The sequence below is a fragment of the Porphyrobacter sp. CACIAM 03H1 genome (assembly GCF_002215495.1).
Taxonomy (GTDB): Bacteria; Pseudomonadota; Alphaproteobacteria; order Sphingomonadales; family Sphingomonadaceae; genus Erythrobacter.
Genome location: NZ_CP021378.1, coordinates 51,849 through 69,875 on the forward strand (window position 1 = coordinate 51,849; position 18,027 = coordinate 69,875).

At 66.0% G+C, this 18,027-nt stretch carries 16 protein-coding genes and 1 tRNA gene; 11 read left to right on the forward strand and 6 right to left on the reverse strand.

What is annotated here, in order from left to right; all coding sequences use genetic code 11:
- Positions 1-149 precede the first annotated feature (149 nt).
- The 5 genes from CBR61_RS00265 to CBR61_RS00285 are packed head-to-tail and all read left to right on the forward strand — an operon-like array spanning position 150 to position 6,784.
- Positions 150-2,303 carry a TonB-dependent siderophore receptor gene (locus tag CBR61_RS00265; protein WP_088912558.1) on the forward strand — a complete coding sequence of 718 codons (2,154 nt, stop codon included), beginning with the start codon at positions 150-152 and terminating at the stop codon, positions 2,301-2,303.
- Positions 2,304-2,323: 20 nt separating this feature from the next.
- Positions 2,324-3,043: an ABC transporter ATP-binding protein gene (locus CBR61_RS00270; RefSeq protein ID WP_088912559.1), complete on the forward strand. Its 720-nt coding sequence runs from the start codon at positions 2,324-2,326 to the stop codon at positions 3,041-3,043.
- A complete protein-coding gene (locus CBR61_RS00275; RefSeq protein ID WP_088912560.1) occupies positions 3,040-4,476 on the forward strand; it encodes an ABC transporter permease in 1,437 nt (478 codons plus the stop codon). Before CBR61_RS00270 ends, CBR61_RS00275 begins: the two co-directional genes overlap by 4 nt.
- Positions 4,473-5,720 (forward strand): DUF3526 domain-containing protein, encoded by a 1,248-nt coding sequence (locus tag CBR61_RS00280; RefSeq protein WP_199797446.1) that lies wholly within the window; start codon positions 4,473-4,475, stop codon positions 5,718-5,720. The genes CBR61_RS00275 and CBR61_RS00280 overlap by 4 nt, the downstream gene beginning before the upstream one ends.
- Positions 5,717-6,784 (forward strand): M14 family metallopeptidase, encoded by a 1,068-nt coding sequence (locus tag CBR61_RS00285; protein ID WP_088912561.1) that lies wholly within the window; start codon positions 5,717-5,719, stop codon positions 6,782-6,784. The genes CBR61_RS00280 and CBR61_RS00285 overlap by 4 nt, the downstream gene beginning before the upstream one ends.
- 40 nt (positions 6,785-6,824) lie before the next feature.
- On the opposite strand, the gene arsB is transcribed toward CBR61_RS00285, so the two are convergent.
- From arsB to CBR61_RS00305, 4 genes are read right to left on the reverse strand one after another with little or no spacing between them, the layout of a single operon-like run.
- On the reverse strand, positions 6,825-7,880 hold the full coding sequence (gene arsB / locus CBR61_RS00290; protein ID WP_088912562.1) for an ACR3 family arsenite efflux transporter: 1,056 nt from the start codon (positions 7,878-7,880) through the stop codon (positions 6,825-6,827).
- Positions 7,880-8,371: an arsenate reductase ArsC gene (locus CBR61_RS00295; protein WP_088915374.1), complete on the reverse strand. Its 492-nt coding sequence runs from the start codon at positions 8,369-8,371 to the stop codon at positions 7,880-7,882. Before CBR61_RS00295 ends, arsB begins: the two co-directional genes overlap by 1 nt.
- 20 nt (positions 8,372-8,391) lie before the next feature.
- On the reverse strand, positions 8,392-8,862 hold the full coding sequence (locus tag CBR61_RS00300) for an ArsI/CadI family heavy metal resistance metalloenzyme (RefSeq protein ID WP_088912563.1): 471 nt from the start codon (positions 8,860-8,862) through the stop codon (positions 8,392-8,394).
- Positions 8,862-9,200, reverse strand: coding sequence for an ArsR/SmtB family transcription factor (locus CBR61_RS00305; protein WP_088912564.1), 339 nt, complete (start codon positions 9,198-9,200; stop codon positions 8,862-8,864). Before CBR61_RS00305 ends, CBR61_RS00300 begins: the two co-directional genes overlap by 1 nt.
- A 223-nt stretch (positions 9,201-9,423) precedes the next feature.
- Between CBR61_RS00305 and CBR61_RS00310 the strand changes: the two genes are divergently transcribed.
- Complete coding sequence (locus CBR61_RS00310; protein WP_233996786.1) at positions 9,424-10,923, forward strand: porin; 1,500 nt, start codon at positions 9,424-9,426, stop codon at positions 10,921-10,923.
- A gap of 24 nt (positions 10,924-10,947) precedes the next feature.
- Here CBR61_RS00310 and phoU read toward each other — a convergent pair whose 3' ends face one another.
- Together phoU and CBR61_RS00320 are read right to left on the reverse strand one after the other, a co-directional pair.
- On the reverse strand, positions 10,948-11,613 hold the full coding sequence (gene phoU / locus CBR61_RS00315) for a phosphate signaling complex protein PhoU (RefSeq protein ID WP_088912566.1): 666 nt from the start codon (positions 11,611-11,613) through the stop codon (positions 10,948-10,950).
- Positions 11,614-11,782: 169 nt separating this feature from the next.
- Positions 11,783-12,754 carry a complex I NDUFA9 subunit family protein gene (locus CBR61_RS00320; RefSeq protein WP_088912567.1) on the reverse strand — a complete coding sequence of 324 codons (972 nt, stop codon included), beginning with the start codon at positions 12,752-12,754 and terminating at the stop codon, positions 11,783-11,785.
- A 361-nt stretch (positions 12,755-13,115) separates the two neighbouring features.
- Here CBR61_RS00320 and CBR61_RS00325 point away from each other — a divergent pair.
- From CBR61_RS00325 to CBR61_RS17030, 5 genes are all read left to right on the forward strand, one after another.
- A tRNA-Leu gene (locus tag CBR61_RS00325) sits at positions 13,116-13,202 on the forward strand.
- A 177-nt stretch (positions 13,203-13,379) separates the two neighbouring features.
- The gene (locus CBR61_RS00330) at positions 13,380-14,582 is read left to right on the forward strand and encodes a tyrosine-type recombinase/integrase (RefSeq protein ID WP_088912568.1); all 1,203 of its coding nucleotides are present in this window, start codon (positions 13,380-13,382) and stop codon (positions 14,580-14,582) included.
- A gap of 127 nt (positions 14,583-14,709) precedes the next feature.
- Positions 14,710-15,912: an SIR2 family NAD-dependent protein deacylase gene (locus CBR61_RS00335; RefSeq protein ID WP_088912569.1), complete on the forward strand. Its 1,203-nt coding sequence runs from the start codon at positions 14,710-14,712 to the stop codon at positions 15,910-15,912.
- A complete protein-coding gene (locus CBR61_RS00340; protein ID WP_199797447.1) occupies positions 15,899-17,803 on the forward strand; it encodes an ATP-binding protein in 1,905 nt (634 codons plus the stop codon). The genes CBR61_RS00335 and CBR61_RS00340 overlap by 14 nt, the downstream gene beginning before the upstream one ends.
- Before the next feature lie 5 nt (positions 17,804-17,808).
- Positions 17,809-18,027, forward strand: a complete 219-nt coding sequence (locus tag CBR61_RS17030; protein ID WP_199797448.1) for a KTSC domain-containing protein — start codon at positions 17,809-17,811, stop codon at positions 18,025-18,027.

Consider the following 18,027-nt stretch of genomic DNA (forward strand, 5'->3'; position numbering starts at 1 on the left):
GTCCTCTCGCCCGTTCGAGCGGGACGGGCGGAGGGTCGGACTCCCGTGACAAGGCAGATTGACTCGGGTCGGCGAAGCGCATAGGTCATGTGATAAAGTTTCATGGCTCTCGCCATGCGACCTTCCCATCCCTTTCGTCCGGACCTGTCATGACCAAGAGCCGTGCCCTGCTGGCGCTCACCCTTTCGGGTGCCGCGCTTCCCTTCATCCATGCCCCGCTCGCTGCGGAAGACAGCGCCGACACTGCCAGCGAAAGCGAAACCCAGGACAACATCCTGATCACCGCCACCCGCCCGGCCTATCGCGGCGAATTCGAACCGCTCGAGGTGCCGCAGGCCGAGCAGGTGATCGGCCCGCAGCAGCTGCGCGACATCAACGCGCTCGACCTCAATTCCGCTCTCGACCTTGCGGCCTCGGTCGCGCGGCAGAACAATTTCGGCGGGCTGTGGAACAGCTTCGCGGTGCGCGGCTTCGTGGGTGACGAGAACCTGCCGAGCAACTACCTCGTCAACGGCTTCAATGCCGGGCGCGGTTTCGCCGGACCGCGCGACCTTTCCGGGATCGAGGCGGTCGAGATCCTGAAAGGCCCGCGCGCCGCGCTGTTCGGGCGCGGCGAGCCGGGGGGCACGGTCAACCTCGTAACCAAGCGCCCCCGCTTCGAGAGTGCGGGCGAGATCCGCCTGCTTGCCGGCTCCTTCGACACCTACCGCGCCGATGCCGACCTCCAGACCACGCTGGGCGATGCCGTCGGCGTGCGCTTCGCCGGGTTCTACGAGGACGCAGGCTCTTTCCGCGACACGGTCGAGACCGAGCGTTACGGCTTCATGCCCTCGGTCGCGGTGAAGCTCGGGGAGGCGACCCGGATCGTCTACGAGCTCGAATATGCCCGTCAGGAGGTCCCCTTCGACCGCGGCGTCGTGGCGGTGAACGGCCAGCTCGGCGTGATCCCGCGCAGCCGCTTTCTTGGCGAGCCCGGCGAAGGGCCGAACGTCGCAGAGGTGCTCGGCCACCAGATCGAGCTGCAGCACGATTTCAACGACAACTGGAGCGCGCTCGTCGGGGTGAACTATCGCGACACCTCGCTGCTCGGGACCTCGACCGAGGCCGAGCTGACCGCCAGCCGCCAGCGCTTGCTGCGCGACGGGCGCACACTCACCCGCCAGCGCCGCCTGCGCGATTACGATGCGACCTATTTCGTCGCCCGCGCCGAATTGGCGGGCAACTTCACCACCGGCGATGTCACCCACCGCGTGCTGATCGGCGCGGATACCGACCGCTTCGAGAACGATCAGGTGTTCCTGCGGGCGCGCGGGCCGACGCTGGCGAGCAACCCGACCGAGCAGCAGCTTCAGGCGATCGACATCTTCAACCCCGTCTATGGCCGCTTCCCGCTCGCAACCCTGGCCCCGCTCACCAACCAGGTCGAGGTGCAGAACGCGACCGGCGTCTATGCCCAGTATCAGGTCGGTATCTCCGAGACCTTCGAACTGCGCGTCGGTGGGCGCTATGACGATTACGACCAGCGCCTCACCAACCGTGCCAACGGGCGGGTGCGGGAGGCGGGCGAGAACCGCTTCAGCCCGCAGGTCGGCGCGGTGTGGCGGGCGACCCCCGAGATCTCGATCTATGCCACCTATGGCGAAAACTACCGCCCGCTGTCGGGCGCGGATTTCACGGGCAATCCCTTCGATCCCAACCTGTCGGAAAGCCTCGAGGGCGGGATCAAGTATGCCGCCGCCAGCGGCCGCCTCACCGCCACGGCGAGCGTCTTCTCGATCCAGCAGGGCAACATCCTCGTCGCCGACCCGGTCAATGCCGGCTTCACTGTCGCGGGCGGCGAGGCGCAGAGCCGCGGCTTTGAATTCGACCTCGAGGGAGAGCTCGCCCCCGGCCTCGATCTGTGGGTGTCCTATGCCTATGTCGATGCCGAGATCGAGAACGACGTCGCCGACCCCGACTTCGGCAAGCTGATCCGCGCCGGTGACCGGCTGCTCAACATCCCCGAACACACGCTGAGCGTCCAGCTCGCCTATTCGACGGAAGTGGCCGGCCGCGACGTGCGCTTCGGCGGCGGGGTGCTGCACGTCAGCGAGCGGCTGGGCGAGGTCGGCACGACCTTCGAACTGCCCGACTACACCCTCGCCCGCCTGTTCGCGGAAGCCGAGCTGACCGAAGGCGTGCGGTTGCGAGTGGATGTCGACAACCTGTTCGACACCACCTGGTACAGCAATTCCTTCTCGCAGCTCTGGGTGCAGCCCGGCACGCCGCGCAACGCCCGCGTCATCGCCAGCTTCGCCTTCTGACCCCGCCCGGAGAACCGCCGATGCCGCCTGCTCTTGAAGCGCGTTCGCTGTCGCTGGTCCGCGACGGGACCACCGTTCTGAACGACGTCTCCTTCGCAGTCGCCCCGGGCGAGGTCTATGCCCTGCTCGGCGGCAACGGCGCGGGCAAGTCGACGACGCTGCTGACCTTCCTCGGCTTCCTTGCCCCCTCGGGCGGCGAGGTGCTGGTCGCGGGTCGTCCGGTCACGCAGGATATCGAGGCAGCGCGCGGCGCCATCGCCTACCTGCCCGAAGCCGCCGCGCTCTACGGCCATCTCGATGCATACGAGAACCTCGGCTATTTCCTCGATCTGGCCGGGCGCCGGGTCGACCGCGCCGCGATGGACGCCGCGCTCGACCAGGTCGCGCTCCCGGTCGAGGCGCGCGGGCGGCGAATGCAGTCCTATTCCAAGGGGATGCGCCAGAAGACCGCGATCGCGCTCGCCCTGCTGCGCGACACCCCGATCCTGCTGCTCGACGAGCCGACCTCCGGCCTCGATCCGGTGGCGATCGACGAATTCCACGCGATGGTGAAGGCGCTGGCGGCAGCGGGGCGCACGGTGCTGATGGTGACGCACGATGTCTATGGCGCGTGCCAGGTCGCCGACCGCGTCGGCCTGCTGCGCGCCGGACGGCTGGTGGGAAGTTTCGAGGCGGAGCCCGGCGCGCGGATCGACACCGAGACCGTCCACGCCGCCTTTGCCGCACGCGAGGCGGCATGAGCGCGCCGCTGCGCATCGCCCGCGAGGAATGGCGGCTGTGGGCGCGCTCGCGGGTTGTGCTGGTCGCCGCCCTGATCGTCGCCGTGCTGCTCGCCGCGACCAGCGTGCTGACGGCGCTGCGCCTCGCCGAGGAGGCCGAGCGCCGCACGGTGCGGCAGGCGAGTGCCGAGGCAACTTTCTTCTCCCAGCCCGACCGCCATCCGCACCGGATGGTCCACTACGGCCACTACGCCTTCCGCACGCCCCCGCCGCTCGCCGCCTTCGATCCGGGGGTGGATGCGGTCACCGGGCAGTCGATCTTCCTCGAAGGGCACCGCCAGAACACCGCGATGTTCGCCGACACCCGCGCGGCTGCGGACCTCGGCGGCTTTGCGGCGTTAACGCCGGCCAATCTCTACCAGCTGCTGATCCCGCTGCTGCTGATCATCATCGGCCACGGCGTGGTGCTGCGCGAGCGCGAGAGCGGAACGCTCTCGGTGCTGCTGGCGCAAGGGCAGGCGGGCCTCGCCATTGCGGGCGGCAAGGCGCTCGCGCTGGCAGGGGTGGCGGGCCTGTTCCTGCTACCGGTCGCGGTGCTGGCGGGCCTGTCGCTCGCGGGCGGCGAATCCCCGCTTGCGGCGGGGCTGCTGGTCGGCGGCTACGCGCTCTACCTCGCCGTGTGGGCAGCGCTGGTGCTGGCGGTCTCGCTGTGGGTGCGCCAGCGCAGCGTCGCGCTCGGAGTGCTCGTGCTGCTGTGGCTGATGGTCGCGCTGATCGTCCCGCGCATCGGCATCAACGCCGCCAGCGCCGCGATCGACGCCCCCGGCAAGATCGAGAGCGATCTCGTGATGCTGGCGGAGGAACGCAAGCTGGGCGACGGGCACAATGCCGCCGACCCGGCCTTCGAGGCGCTCAAGAAGCAGGTGCTCGAACAATACGAGTCCGAAAGCGTCGAGGAACTGCCGATCAACTGGCGCGGGGTGGTGGCCAGCCATTCCGAAGCCAAACTCACCGCCCTGATGAACACCTACGCCGAACGCCGGATGGAGCGCGAGGCGGCGCAGGCGCGGATCGTGACATGGTTCGGCCTCGCCTCGCCGACGCTCGCGGTCGGCGCAGCCTCGCGCACGCTGGCGGGAACCGACCTTGCGACCCACCACCGCTTCCTGCGCGAAAGCGAGGCGCTGCGCTTCGATTTCGTGCAGGGGCTGAACGATCTCCACGCGACCGCGCTCACCTATGCCGATGATGCCGCGCGCAGTTCCGACCCGGAGGCGGAAAAGCGCACGCGGATCAATGCGGCATCGTGGCGCCTGCTCGATTCCTTTCGCTTCGTGCCCGACCCGGCCGAGGCGCGCGCCGCCCGGGCCGCCCTGCCGCTGCTGCTGCTGCTCGGCTGGCTGGCGGTGCTGGGCGGCGCGATCGTGGCCGGCGCACGGAGGCTCGCGCCATGAGCGGCCTGCTGCGCGAGGCGCGCTTCCTGCTGCGCGACCGGGGGGCGCTGCTGTGGCTGGCGCTCGCGCTGCTGCTCTCGGCCGCGGCGACGGGCTTCGGCATCGCCGAGGTGCGCGAACAGCGCGCCACCATCGCCGCGTTGCTCGAGGAGGACGCGCGCGACCGGGCCGACGCGATTTCCAAGCAGGAGGAATGGGGCGGCGCGGCCTATGCCGCCTTCCACCTTGCCTATGCACCGCCGTCGGACTTCGCCTTCGCCGCGCTCGGCCAGCGCGACACCGCGCCTTGGCTCCACCGGGTGCGGATGCTGGCGCTCGAGGGGCAGATCCACGAGGCCGACACGAAGAACGCCGATTTCGGCCTGATCGGGCGGTTTGATTTCGCCTTTCTGGCGGCGACCATCGCGCCGCTGCTGCTGATCCTGCTGCTCCACGACCTGCGCGCCGGTGAGCGCGTGGCAGGGCGGCACGATCTGCTGGTGGCGACCGCCGGTGCCCCGCAGCGCCTGTGGCGCCCGCGTGCCGCGGTGCGCTTCGGCGGGCTGGCGCTCGCGCTGCTGCTGCCCTTCTGGATCGGCGCGGGGATCGAGGGTGCGGGTCTTTCGAAGGCTCTCGCCGCCAGCGGGCTGGTGATCGGCGGGCTCGCGGTCTGGGGGCTGATCGTGGTCGCCATCGGTCGCTTCGCCGCGCCCCCGCCGGTTCTGCTCGCCGCACTGGTCGGCCTGTGGCTGGCGCTCGCCCTGCTCGTCCCGGCGGTTTCGCGCGCGGCGATTGAGACCGCGGTGCCCGTGCCCGACGGGGCGGAGATCCTGATGCTCCAGCGCGAGGCGGTGAACGATGCCTGGGACAAGCCCAAGGCCGCCACGATGGAACCCTTCCTCGCCCGGCATCCCGAATGGCGGCCGCTCGGAGAAGTCGCCAAGCCCTTCGAGTGGAAGTGGTATTACGCCTTCCAGCAGGTCGGCGATCAGCAGGCGGAGCCGATCGTGACGGCCTATCGCAAGGGCCGTCTCGCCCGCGATGCAGCGGCGGGGTGGGCAGCGCTGCTCTCGCCTGCGGCCCTTGTCGAACGCGGGTTCGAGCGGCTCGCGGGGACGGACACGCGCGCGATGATCGCCTATGAAGACCACGTGCGCGCCTTCCATGCCGATCTGCGCGCGTTCCACTATCCGCTCTTCTTCCGCGATCCGCCCTATGATCCGGTGGTGTTCGAGGGGCTGCCGCGCTACCGGCCCCTGCCATGAGCCTTGCCCGCCTGATCTGCACCGCCCTGCTGCTGCTCTTCGCCCCGGCGCTCGCCGCAGCGGAAGACCCGGCGCCTTTCGTCATCGCCGGAGAGACCGTCGCCCCGGGCACCCGCGCCGATTTCCGCATCCCCGTGCCCGAAGGCAGCGACGGGTCGACCTTCATCCCCGTGAGCGTCATCCACGGCGCCCGCGAAGGCCGGGTGCTGGCGGTGGTGGCGGGTGTCCACGGCTTCGAATTCGCCTCGATCCTCGCCGCTGAGCGGCTCGCCGAGCGGGTCGATCCCGCGCGCCTATTCGGCACGCTGGTGCTGGTGCGCGTCGCCAACATCCCGGGCTTCGAGGGCCGCTCGCCGAACGTCAATCCGGTCGACCGCAAGAACCTCAACCGCGTCTTCCCCGGCAAGGCGGACGGCACCCAGACCGAACGCATCGCCGATCTCATCGCGCGCGAGGTGGTCGCCCGCAGCGACTTCCTGATGGACGTGCACAGCGGCGATGGGGCCGAGTTCCTCGACCCTTTCATCGGCGTCTACGGCGGGCCGCTCGCGACCGATTTCCCGCTGGCGTTGAAGGTGGCGCAGGGCTTCGGCTTTCCCAACATCGTGCGCTACGCGATGCAGACGCAGGCGCAGATCGACACCGGGCGCTCGCTCAACCGGCAGGGCGTGGCGATGGGCAAGCCCACGATCCTGGTCGAGATCGGCCAGAACGGCAGCCGCGAGGAGGCCCATGTGGCCGCGATCGTCGCGGGGGTCGAGAACGCGCTGGCGATCCTCGGCATGAGTGACGCACCGGTGCAAGCGGCCCCCGCGCCCACCCGGCTGTTCGAGGGCACCACCGCGCTCGCGGCCGGCCATGCGGGCGTCTATCACCCCGTCGACGCCCGCCCCCGCGCACTCAAGAAGGGTGAGTTGGTCGGCATCATCCGCGACTACGCCGGCAAGGAGATCGAACGGCTGCTTTCCCCCGTGGACGGCCATGCGCTCTACGGCATCACCGGCCCGCCGGTCGAGCCCGGCGACGGCGTGGTGACGATCGCGCTCCCCACCGACGGCTTCTGAGCGCGCCGGACAGGGGGCGATGCCGGCAGCGGCCGCCCCGTCAGGCGGTGCTTTCGGGAAAGCGGGCGCGGGTGCGGTTGGCGAAGGCGACCAGCGAGAGCATCACCGGCACCTCGACCAGCACGCCGACCACCGTCGCCAGCGCCGCGCCGCTCGACAGGCCGAACAGCCCGATGGCCACCGCCACCGCCAGCTCGAAGAAGTTCGAGGTGCCGATCAGCGCGCAGGGTGCGGCAATGGCATGAGGCACCCGCCACGCATAGGCCCAGGCATAGGCAGCGGCGAAGATGCCGTAGGACTGGATTATGATCGGCACCGCAATCAGCGCGATCAGCAGGGGATTGGCGATGATTGTCCCGGCCTGAAAGGCGAACAGCAGCACGACCGTCGCCAGCAGGCCGATGATCGACCATGGCTTCAATCGCGCGGTGAAGCCATCGATCGCCGCCGCATCGCCGCCGTGGCCTGCGATCACGCGGGCGCGGGTCCATGCCCCTGCCGCCAGCGGGATCACCACGTAAAGCACCACCGACAAGAGCAGCGTCTCCCACGGCACCACGATATCGGTGACGCCCAGCAGCAGCGCCACGATCGGGGCGAAGGCGACGATCATCACGAGGTCGTTCACGGAGACCTGCACCAGTGTGTAGGCCGGATCGCCGCGGGTCATCTGCGACCATACGAAGACCATCGCGGTGCAGGGGGCCGCGCCCAGCAGGATGAGCCCGGCGATATACTCCTGTGCGTCGGCGCGGGGCAGCAGGCCGGCATAGAGATAGTCGAAGAACAGCACCGCCAGCGCCGCCATGGTGAAGGGCTTGACCAGCCAGTTGATCGCCAGCGTGATGACCAGACCTTTCGGCTTCCTGCCGATGTCCCTGATGCTCCCGAAATCGACCCCGACCATCATCGGGAAGATCATCGCCCAGATCAGCACCGCGACGACGAGGTTGACCGAGGCATATTCCAGCCCCGCCAGCACGCCGACCGCATCGGGCGCCACAAGTCCCAAGCCGAGCCCGGCAAGGATCGCGAGCAGCACCCACAGCGAAAGATACCGCTCGAACAGGCCGAGCGGCGAGGTCGCTTCGTTCATCACGCCGCCCCCTCCATCGCGCCGATCCGGGCAAGGGCTGCCTGCAGGGCGGACTTGTCCATCGCCGCCCGGTCGAGCGCGAGGAACGCCCGCACCCGCATTTCCAGCAGCCGCCAGGTTTCCTCGAAAGCGGCGTCGACCTCGGCCTCGCTGCCGGTCACCTCGGCAGGATCGGGGAGACCCCAATGGGCCTTCAGCGGGCTGCCCATGAACACCGGGCAAGCCTCGCCCGCAGCATTGCCGCACACGGTAATTGCCAGATCGATCGGCGGAGCGTCGGGGCCGGTGAACTCGTTCCAGCTCTTCGACCGCAACGGCGCGGTGTCGATCCCCCGGCGTTCGAGCAGCCGCAGCGCGCCGGGGTGCGGCACGCCCTTGGGCTTGCTCCCCGCGCTGAAGGCCCGGACCTGACCTTGCCCGAGGTGGTCGAACAGCGCCTCGCCAAGGATCGAGCGGGCGGAATTGCCCGTGCACAGCACCAGAATGTTCATGGTCGCCCCCGCGGTCGGGTTCAGCAGCAGGACGGCGCCGCGGCCGCGCTCTGCGGCACGCAGCACGCGCCCGCCGCGGCATCGGCATTGGCGAGCTGTTCGAGATCGGGGCTGCCGCCATAGGTGGTGCTGCCGCCGGTGGTCAGGAAGGCCTCCCACACAACCCCGTCGGGGTCGGCGATCCAGCTCTTTTCCGACTTTGCATAGCAGCAGGTGGTCGCGCCCTCCTCCAGCACAGGGCGGTCGGCGGCCTTGAGGCGGGCATAGACCTCGGCCAGTTCGCCCTCGTCCTCGACCTGCAAGCCGACGTGCTCGATGCCCTTCGTCGCCCCCTCGCGCATCGAGATCGCGAAGTTGATGCGCGGGTCCTCGAGCATCCACTTGGCATAATCCGCCTTCACCACGCTCGGCGCGGCGCCGAAGAGGTGGGTGTAGAAGGCGATCGAGGCATCGAGGTCGGTCACGCCGACGTGGAGGTGAAAGCGTTTCATCAGGCGTTCTTCCGGTTGGTTGCAGGTTCGCAAGCGACGGCATCGGCACAAGCCGCGCCGCCGCAGCAGTTTTCGGTGAGGTAGCCCATCAGCGCATTCATCGCGCCGTAGTCGGCCGAATAGAGGATCGACCGGCTCTCGCGCCGCTGGGTGACGAGGCCCGCGTTGGCGAGCTGGGCAAGGTGGAAGCTCATCGAGGAGGGCGGCACGCCGAGCTTTTCGGCGAGCACGCCGGCCGGAATACCCTCGGCCCCGGCCTGCACGAGCAGGCGGAAGGCGGCGAGCCGATGCTCTTGCGCGAGCGCGCCCAACGCGCGGATGACGGCTTCTGCCTGCAACAGAGGCGCTCCCATAGTTCTATAATGGTAGAATTATCAAACTTTGGGAGCGGCGTCAAATCCTGCGGTCCGGCGGCACGACCCGCCGGAATCTGCAGCGGGGCACTTTGACGAGGGTACGGAACGAATGGTCGCATTTGTCACATAATTGACGCTAAATGGACATAGTCGCCTGCCGCAGTCGGCTCATGTCGAAACCGGCGAGTGCGAAGGCAGCTTTGTCATGATACGAATGTCCGGTGGCGGCGCCATCATCGCGTCTGCCGCCGCCCTGCTGGCGGCAACGAGCGCTCCGGCCCTTGCCGCCGCCAGCGCCGGTCCTGTGCCGAGCGAAGCCGATCAGGCGCGCACGATCGCCAACCTCCAGCGCCAGATCGACGAGCTGAAAGCGATGGTCGAGGCGCTTCAGGCAGACCGGTCCCGTGCAGCCCCGCCCCAGCCCTCGGCCGCACCCGCCGCCTCGCCGCCCCCAGTGGCAATCGCAAGCCCGACCCCGGCCCCGTCCCCTGCGACGATCACGCCGCCGGCAGACGCGGGCCAGATCCGCCTCGCCGTTGCACCTGCTCCGGCCAAACCCAAGGCGTGGTACGAAAAGCTGCGCCTGCGCGGCTATACCCAGCTGCGCTTCAACCAGATCATCTCCGGCGATTCGAACGCGCCCGCCGGCATCTCGCGCCTGCGCTCGATCCATGACAGCGCGATCAATGCCGACAGCAACTTCAGCTTCCGCCGGCTGCGCATGATCATCCAGGGCGACCTCAACGATCATGTCTCGCTCTACTTCCAGCCGGATTTCGCCGCTTCGGTCTCGAACCAGTCGGTCGGCGAGCGGCGCGAAGGGACGGTCTCGCTGCGGGACATGTATGCCGATGTCTTCCCCTTCGACGACAAGTCCTTCCGCATCCGGCTCGGCCAGTCGAAGGTGCCCTATGGCTGGGAGAACATGCAGTCCTCGTCCAACCGCCTCGCGCTTGACCGCACCGACGGCATCAACAGCGCCGCCGCAGGCGAGCGCGATCTCGGTATCGTCGCCTATTACACCCCGCCGAAGGTGCAGGCGATCTGGGACCGGCTCGCCAAGGACGGGCACAAGCTTTTCGGAAATTACGGCGCCTTCGGCTTCGGTGCCTTCAACGGGCAGGGCCTCAACCGCACCGAAGCCGACGACAACGTGATGCTCGTGGGCCTTGCCACCTGGCCCTTCGAACTCGACGGGCTCGGGCTGGAAGGGCAGGTGTTCGAAATCGGCGGGTCGGTGATGAGGAACCGCATCCGGCCGGAAATCCGCACCGGCGGGCTGAGCGCCGCCGGATTCAAGGACAACCGCGCGCTGATCCACGCGATCCTCTACCCCAACCCGATCGGCGTGCAGGGGGAATGGAACTGGGGCACGGGCCCAGAATTCGTCCCAGCCACGGGCCGGATCGAGGAACGTCCGCTGACTGGCGGCTATGTCCAGCTGATGGGCAAGATCGACGACTCGCCGATCGGCCCCTTCTATCCCTTCGCGCGCTGGCAGTATTACCGCGGCGGCTTCAAGGCCGCGGTCAACGCGCCGCGGTTGGAGACCGAGGAGCTGGAACTGGGCTTCGAATTCCAGCTCGACCCCGCCTTGGAGATCACCACCACCTATGGCTGGGCCTCGCGCAAGGAGGCGGACGAGCGCCGGCTCGGGCAGGCCGAAGGGCAAATCCTGCGGGTGCAGGCGCAGTGGAACTATTGACCCGGCACCTGCGGTGGCCGGGGGCTATTCGCCGGTGAGCATGTAGGCGACGTCCCCGGCGATCTTGGTGGCGTAGTCGCCGACCCGTTCCAGCTGCTTGGCGATCAGGATCAGCTGGAGGCCGTCACCGCTGCCGAGTGTGCCTTCGTCCATCGCCTCGCGGCACGCACGGATCAGCGCGTCGTTCATCGCGTTGAGCTCGGCGTCGGAGGACATGACCTCGCCGGCAAGCTCCCGCGAACCCTCGTTGAAGCTGGCGATCGCCTTTGCCACCATCTCGCCGGCATGGCGCTCCATTGCCCTAAGCAGCGGGAAACGCGGCCCAAGAACGGCAAGGTCGACCTCCTCGTGCCGCCGGGCAATGCGCTTGGCCTGGTCGCCGGTCCGCTCGAGCATCTTGCCGATCCGGATCGCGGCCATCAGGTAGCGCAGATCCTCCGCCATCGGCGCACGAGACATGATGATTAGCAGGGCCCGTCTCTCGAGCGACCGTTCGAGTTCGTCGATCGCCTTGTCCTGCGCCACCACCTGCATCGCCGCGACCCTGTCGGCCTTGCAGAGGGCATGGAGCGCGCCGGACAGCATCGCCTGCGCCTCGTCGGCCATCCGGTTGATGATCGACCGGACTTCCGCAAGCTGCAGGTTATACGAGGAAACCGTATGGGGGCGGTCGATTACGGGGTGCGCCATCGCCGGATTATGACAGTTTTCTTACAATGTGCAAGTTTTGTGACAGTTCTCTTCGAAGGCGTGCCGGACTGCCCTCCCACGGCAAGCCGTGGCAGGGTAACTGCACACACCTGTCGGGGCCAGGCAGGCTGCGAGCGGATCCTCGGGCGGGAGGGAGCCCCGCCGCGCCTTAGGCCTTGTACGCCTTGGCTCTTTCGTTTGCCGCGCCGAAGCGGCCGTGTTTGCGGTAGCGCAGCATCCACTTGTCGAGGAACAGGCCGAGCGGCCGGGCCTCGATCCCGAGGTCGACGAGGCCGAGGGCTCCCGGCGCGACCGTGCTGCCGGGCTTGAGGAGCGTCCACTGGTCGCGGGTCATCGGCGTTACCGGCAGAGCGGCGAAGGTGGCAGACAGGCCGTCCGGCACGGCGAGGAAGGTGCGCTTGCGCCCCTGCGCGGCGGCGATGCGGCGGTGGATCTCCATCATGGAGAGCTGCTCCGGCCCGCCCAGTTCGTAGGTCCGACCGCCGTGCTGCTCGGGGTGTTCCAGCGCAACCGCCACCGCCTCCGCGACATCGTCGGCGTAGACCAGCTGGAGCTTCGCCTCGGGGCCGAACACGGGGAGGACGGGAAGCAGTTCGATCATCCCCGCAAACAGGTTGATGAAGTTGTCGTCCTTGCCGAACACGATCGAGGGCCGCAGGATCGTCGCTCCGGGGAAGGCGGCGGCGACGTTGGCCTCGCCTGCGGCTTTGCCGCGCGCATAGGCGGTTCGAGAGGCGGCATCGGCGCCGATCGCGCTGACATGGACCAGCGCCCGGATCCCGCGCTCAGCGGCCAGCCGGGCGATGGTGCCCGGAGCCTCGCCCATCAGCTTTCCGAGATCGCCGCTGAACGCGCCGACGAGATTGACCACATAAGACGCGCCCTCGAGCGCGGCGGCGACGTGCTCCTCGCGGGTGATGTCGCAGGGCATGAGCTGGAGCTGGCCGAGATTGGCGAGCGGCTTCAGACTCTGCGCCTTGCCCGGCGCGCGGCTCGCAAGGCGCAAGCGAGCACCGCGGGCGAGAAGGCTCTGAGCAACGTAGTTGCCGATGTAGCCGGTGCCGCCGAAGATCGTGACCAGCTGGCCGGACAGCGGGGAGGAGGTGGGGGAGGAGGGCATGAGAGTGCTCGATCCGTGGCTTGGCGTTTCGGGGCTGCGCTTTGCGATAATGCGAGCGCAGAGGCAAGGGTTCCGATTGGGGGCTACGGGCTGCGGGCGGCGACCCGGGGCACCACTTCGCCGGGGTGCCGACCGCAGCTGCGACCCGCCCCGTCGCGCCCGCGGCCTCGGCCCGTTCCGGACCGGCCAGACCCGGGAAGGCCCCCGATGGCACCTTATGACCCATCGCCGCGACGCCGGTTTCACGTGAAGCGCACGTAACGCAACTCGAGGCGAGGTTAGCATTGACAGCACCCCCCGCCCCCCGCTAGAGGCCCGCGCCTACCCAGCCTCCCGGCAGCGATGACCGGCAGGCATCCGTGCCCAGATGGCGGAATTGGTAGACGCACCGTCTTCAGGTGGCGGCGCTCGCAAGGGCGTGGAGGTTCGAGTCCTCTTCTGGGCACCAAAACTCCTGCGGGAGTGGCATCAAGAATCTTGAAAAAACCGCAGAAATCTGCCATTTTTGGCTGGATTTTGATGCCGCGTGTTTCACGCTGTTTCAGGCCGTGCCCCCACAATCAGGGGCATGGAGCGGGGCATATGCCCCCACATGCCCCTTTCTGGCGAAAGGTCATGCCCCCAAATGTCACTGACAGCCTTGCAAATCCGAGCTTTTTCGCCCGGTGCTACCGCCTACAAGCGCGCCGATGAGCGCGGCCTCTACCTAGAAATCTTCCCCAACGGCTCGAAGCTCTGGCGGCTGAAGTATTACGTAGGCGGCAAAGAAAAGAGGATAGCTCTTGGCGCCTGGCCCGAAGTTAGTCTTCAGGCGGCGCGCCTCGAGCGCGACGAGCTCAGGCTGCGTATTGCCAAGGGCGAAGACCCTGCCTTGACGCGAAAGAAGAACAAGGCATCGGCCAAGATCAGCGCCGCCAACACCTTCGAGTCGGTCGCCCGCGAGTACATCGAGAACAAGATGGTCGGCGAAGGCCGCGCCGAGGCCACGCTCCTCAAGGCACGCTGGTTCCTCGATCTGCTCAAGCCGGCGATCGGGCACATGCCGATTTCGGACGTTGACCCGCAGATGATGCTCGCCCCGCTCAAGAAGCTGGAGGCAAGAGGCAATCGTGAGACCGCCAAGAAGTGCCGCTCTTTCGCGAGCCGGGTATTCCGCTATGGCGCGGCCACCGGCCGCTGCACCACAGACCCGACGGCCATCCTCAAGGGTGCACTGCTGACCCCCCAAGCGCGCCACTATGCAGCCATCCTCGAACCGGAAAAGCTGGGCGAGCTGTTGCGTGCCATCGATGCGTTCGAATGCTACCCGATCACGAAGTTGGCGCTAAAGGTTGCCCCACACATTTTCGTCCGACCGGGTGAGATGCGGCACGGCGAGTGGCAGGAAATCGACTTCGAGAAGGCAATCTGGACGATCCCCGCAGGCAAGATGAAGGCGCGGCGCACTCACGCCGTGCCTCTGTCGCGCCAAGTTCTCGCACTTCTCAAAGAGCTGAAGTCCATCACCGGGGGGCAAGGCTACATCTTCCCAGCCTTCCACACCCGGCTGCGCCCGATGAGCGAGAATACCATCAACTCGTCGTTTAGGCGCATGGGTTTCAGCAAGGACGAGATGACGGCCCACGGTTTCCGGTCGACGGCATCCACCTTGCTCAACGAAAGCGGGCTCTGGCACCCCGATGCCATCGAACGCGCGCTGGCCCACGGCGACAGCAACGCCATTCGTGGCACCTACAATCGGGGCCAGTACTGGGATGAGCGGGTCAAGATGGCGCAATGGTGGAGCGACTATCTCGATGATCGGAGGAAAGGCAAAGCTCCCGATTAGGCAATCATGTGTGGCGGCACTCCCTCGGCACTTGAAAAACCTTCTTTTTTTCCGAACTCTGTTGTACCATTGGAGGATAACGGACAGACTATCCCTGTCAGAAAATGAACGACGGCGAAGGGGTAAGATGCATAAACATGATCCGGCTCGTCAGATCAGCTTCATTCAACAAGCCCTGTCGCAGAACCGCAAGCCGGTAGGCTTTTTCCTGGGTGCGGGGTGCCCACTGTCGATTCGGGTAAATGAACGGGTGGAGGATGGAAAGACCGTAACGGACCCGCTGATCTGGGACGTAGCGGGCCTGACGAAGGCGATCGCGGAGCAGCTTTCCAGCAAGGACCCCGCGAGCCCGTCGACCTGGGACAAAATCGTCAAGATCGTTACCGATGACGGCGGCGATGGTGGCAATATTGAGCTCCTGCTTAGCCGAATCCGCGTATTCGCAAGCGTCGCCGGCGGCGGCGATGTGCGGGGACTGACCGCTGATGAGCTAATTGCCCTCGACAACAAAGTCTGCGGCGTCATATCCAAAGAGGTCCGACGCGAGCTTCCCGCCAAAGACAGCCCCTATCATAACCTCGCAATTTGGAGTCGCTCGATCCGTCGCGAGCGGCCGGTGCATCTGTTTACGACAAACTACGACTTGTTGATGGAGCAGGCGCTTGAGGAGAGCTCGGCGCCATATTTCGACGGCTTCATCGGTGCGCGTAAGGCCTTCTTTGACCTTGGCGCTGTCGAGGATGAGGGTTTGCTTCCGCCGCGCTGGACTCGGCTCTGGAAGATCCACGGATCCCTCAACTGGCGTCTTGAAGGCAAGACCGATGTCGTGCGCAGCGACGAGAAAACCGATAAGCAGAGCTATCTGATCTACCCGTCGCACCTCAAGTATGATCAGAGCCGAAAGATGCCGTATCTCGCGATGCTCGATCGCTTGAAGGCCTTCTTACTCGCGCCGTCATCGTTGCTGTTCATCTGCGGCTATTCATTCGCAGACGAGCATATCAACGACGTCATCTGCCGCAGCCTTGAAGTCAATCCAACAGCACATGTCTTCGCTTGCCTATTTGGCGAGCTTGAGTGGGTGAATTACAAGCTCGCGCGCCAGTGCGCGCTGGCGACGCCCAATCTGAGCCTTCTCGGGTTCGACAAGGCGATCATCGGCCGCACGCTCGGTGAGTGGTCGGGTGAGGGGGCCGATGATCTTGCGTTGCCGTCCAGCATCCTTGTGAATGATGGCGACAAGGTTACCCTGCGGCTCGGAGACTTCGCCGCGCTCGGCATGCTGCTGCGTGGCCTTTCAGGAGATGGGATGAGCGATGATCCGGCCTGATAGTGCCGACCGGGCGACCGTCATCGGCACGGTCCAGGATGTTAGCGGCACGACGGTCAGCGTCACTTTGACATCGGACCGCTTTTCGGGCCTTAGTTTCGTCCAAGGTCAGGGTCACAAGATCGGCCAGATCGGTAGCTTTGTCAAAATCCCTGTAGGTTATGTTGATCTATACGGCATCGTATCCCAGGTTGGAGCAAGTGCGGTCCCGGAGAAGGCGGCCCTCTCCATGCCCAATGGCCTGCGATGGATGACGGTCCAGCTGATCGGCGAGGGCTATCGGACAGGCCGGTTCCAGCGCGGTATCTCGCAGTATCCAACCTTCGAGGACGAGGTTCATCTCGTATCCGAGGCTGATCTTCAGGCGATCTATGGCCGGTCGGACAAGCAAAATCACCTCGTCCGCGTCGGCCATGTGGCGGGCAGCGAGTCAATCGATGCGCTGGTCGACGTCAACAAGCTGGTGACCCGCCACAGCGCCGTTGTAGGCACAACTGGTTCGGGCAAGTCGACTACGGTAGCGGGGCTTCTTAATGTTTTGTCAGACGAGAGCCGCTTTCCATCGGCGCGGATCGTCGTGCTCGATCTACACGGCGAATACGGGAAAGCACTCGGCGATCGCGCGAACATCTTCAAGATCAGCCCCGACGGCCGTAAGGCCAACGAACACCTTCTGTGCATACCCTTCTGGGCCCTTAGTTTCGACGAACTTTTGAGGGTGACATTCGGGAGTCTCCCGCCTGATGGCAAGGCCCGTAACATCATCCTAGAGGAAATCCTCGCCGCCAAGATTGCGAGCCTGGCAGTCCAGCCCATCGCGGGGGTGGACCCCGCCACCATTACCGCCGACAGTCCTGTCCCATTCTCGCTGAACAAACTCTGGTACGAGCTCTATTGCCGGGAGTTCGGCACTTATTTCAGCACTGGTGGTGCGAGCCCGGCGGATCAGGCAAACTGGGCCTTTGAGCTTGACGCCTCCAACGCGAAGATCGTGGGCGATGCTCAAGCAGGCATTCCTCCCCGCTTTCGCAAAGTCAAAAGCGTCGCGAACGATCCAGAGAAGATCAACTGGCTTCCGGATGTGTTAAACATCCGGGGGCCGCTCGAGGCGTTGGGTGCTCGGCTCCGCGTCGCCCGTTACGACTTTTTGTTGAAGGCGGGCGACTGGCATCCCGATCTTGACGGCAAGACGAAGAAGACGCTCTCCGATCTGGTGCAGCAATGGCTTGGCAGCGACAAGCCGATCACTATCCTCGACCTGTCGGGCATCCCCTCAACCGTGACGAACGACATCATCGGCAACATTTTACGCGTTCTCTACGATGGCCTCTTTTGGGCCCGGAACCTGTCGGAGGGCGGGCGAGAGCGTCCGCTGCTCGTCGTAATGGAAGAAGCGCACAGTTATCTTGGCGACGACGGGAGCAGCGCAGCTTCTGTCGCGACCCAGCGCATCGTCAAAGAAGGCCGCAAATACGGCATTGGGGCGATGATTGTCAGTCAGCGCCCAGCTGAGATAAACCCAACGATCCTGTCGCAGTGCGGCACTTTCTTCGCGATGCGGTTGAGTAATTCCACCGATCGCTCGCATGTAACCAGTGCGCTTTCAGACAACCTTGAGGGCCTTACAAGCATGTTACCGGTTCTGCGCACCGGTGAGGCGATCATCTTAGGCGAAGCGGTTCGGCTGCCGATGCGTACCATGATTCAGGCGCCACCCCGCGATCGCCGTCCCGACAGCCAAGATCCGCTGATTTGCGACGAGGTGGCGCCTGAAGACTCGATGACGCCGGGCGGCTGGAACCTCAAGGCCCATGTTCCGGCAGACTATCGATATTTTGTTGAGACCTGGCTCCAGCAGAACCCGGTCCACACTCCAGCAAAGAAGGATTAACATACATGGCCTGGCACGAATTTGGCCCCTTCTCTTCATCGAATATCGCCGCAATCCGCTATGATGAGGATCAGCTACTGCTCGAGGTCGAATTTCTTAACGGCAGCCGCTATCATTATTATGATGTGCCGCTGCAGATCGCTCAGGCCTTCGATCAGGCCGGATCAAAGGGGGAATTCCTCGCTGCGTCCATCAAGGGTCACTATCGTTATAGCCGGATCTAA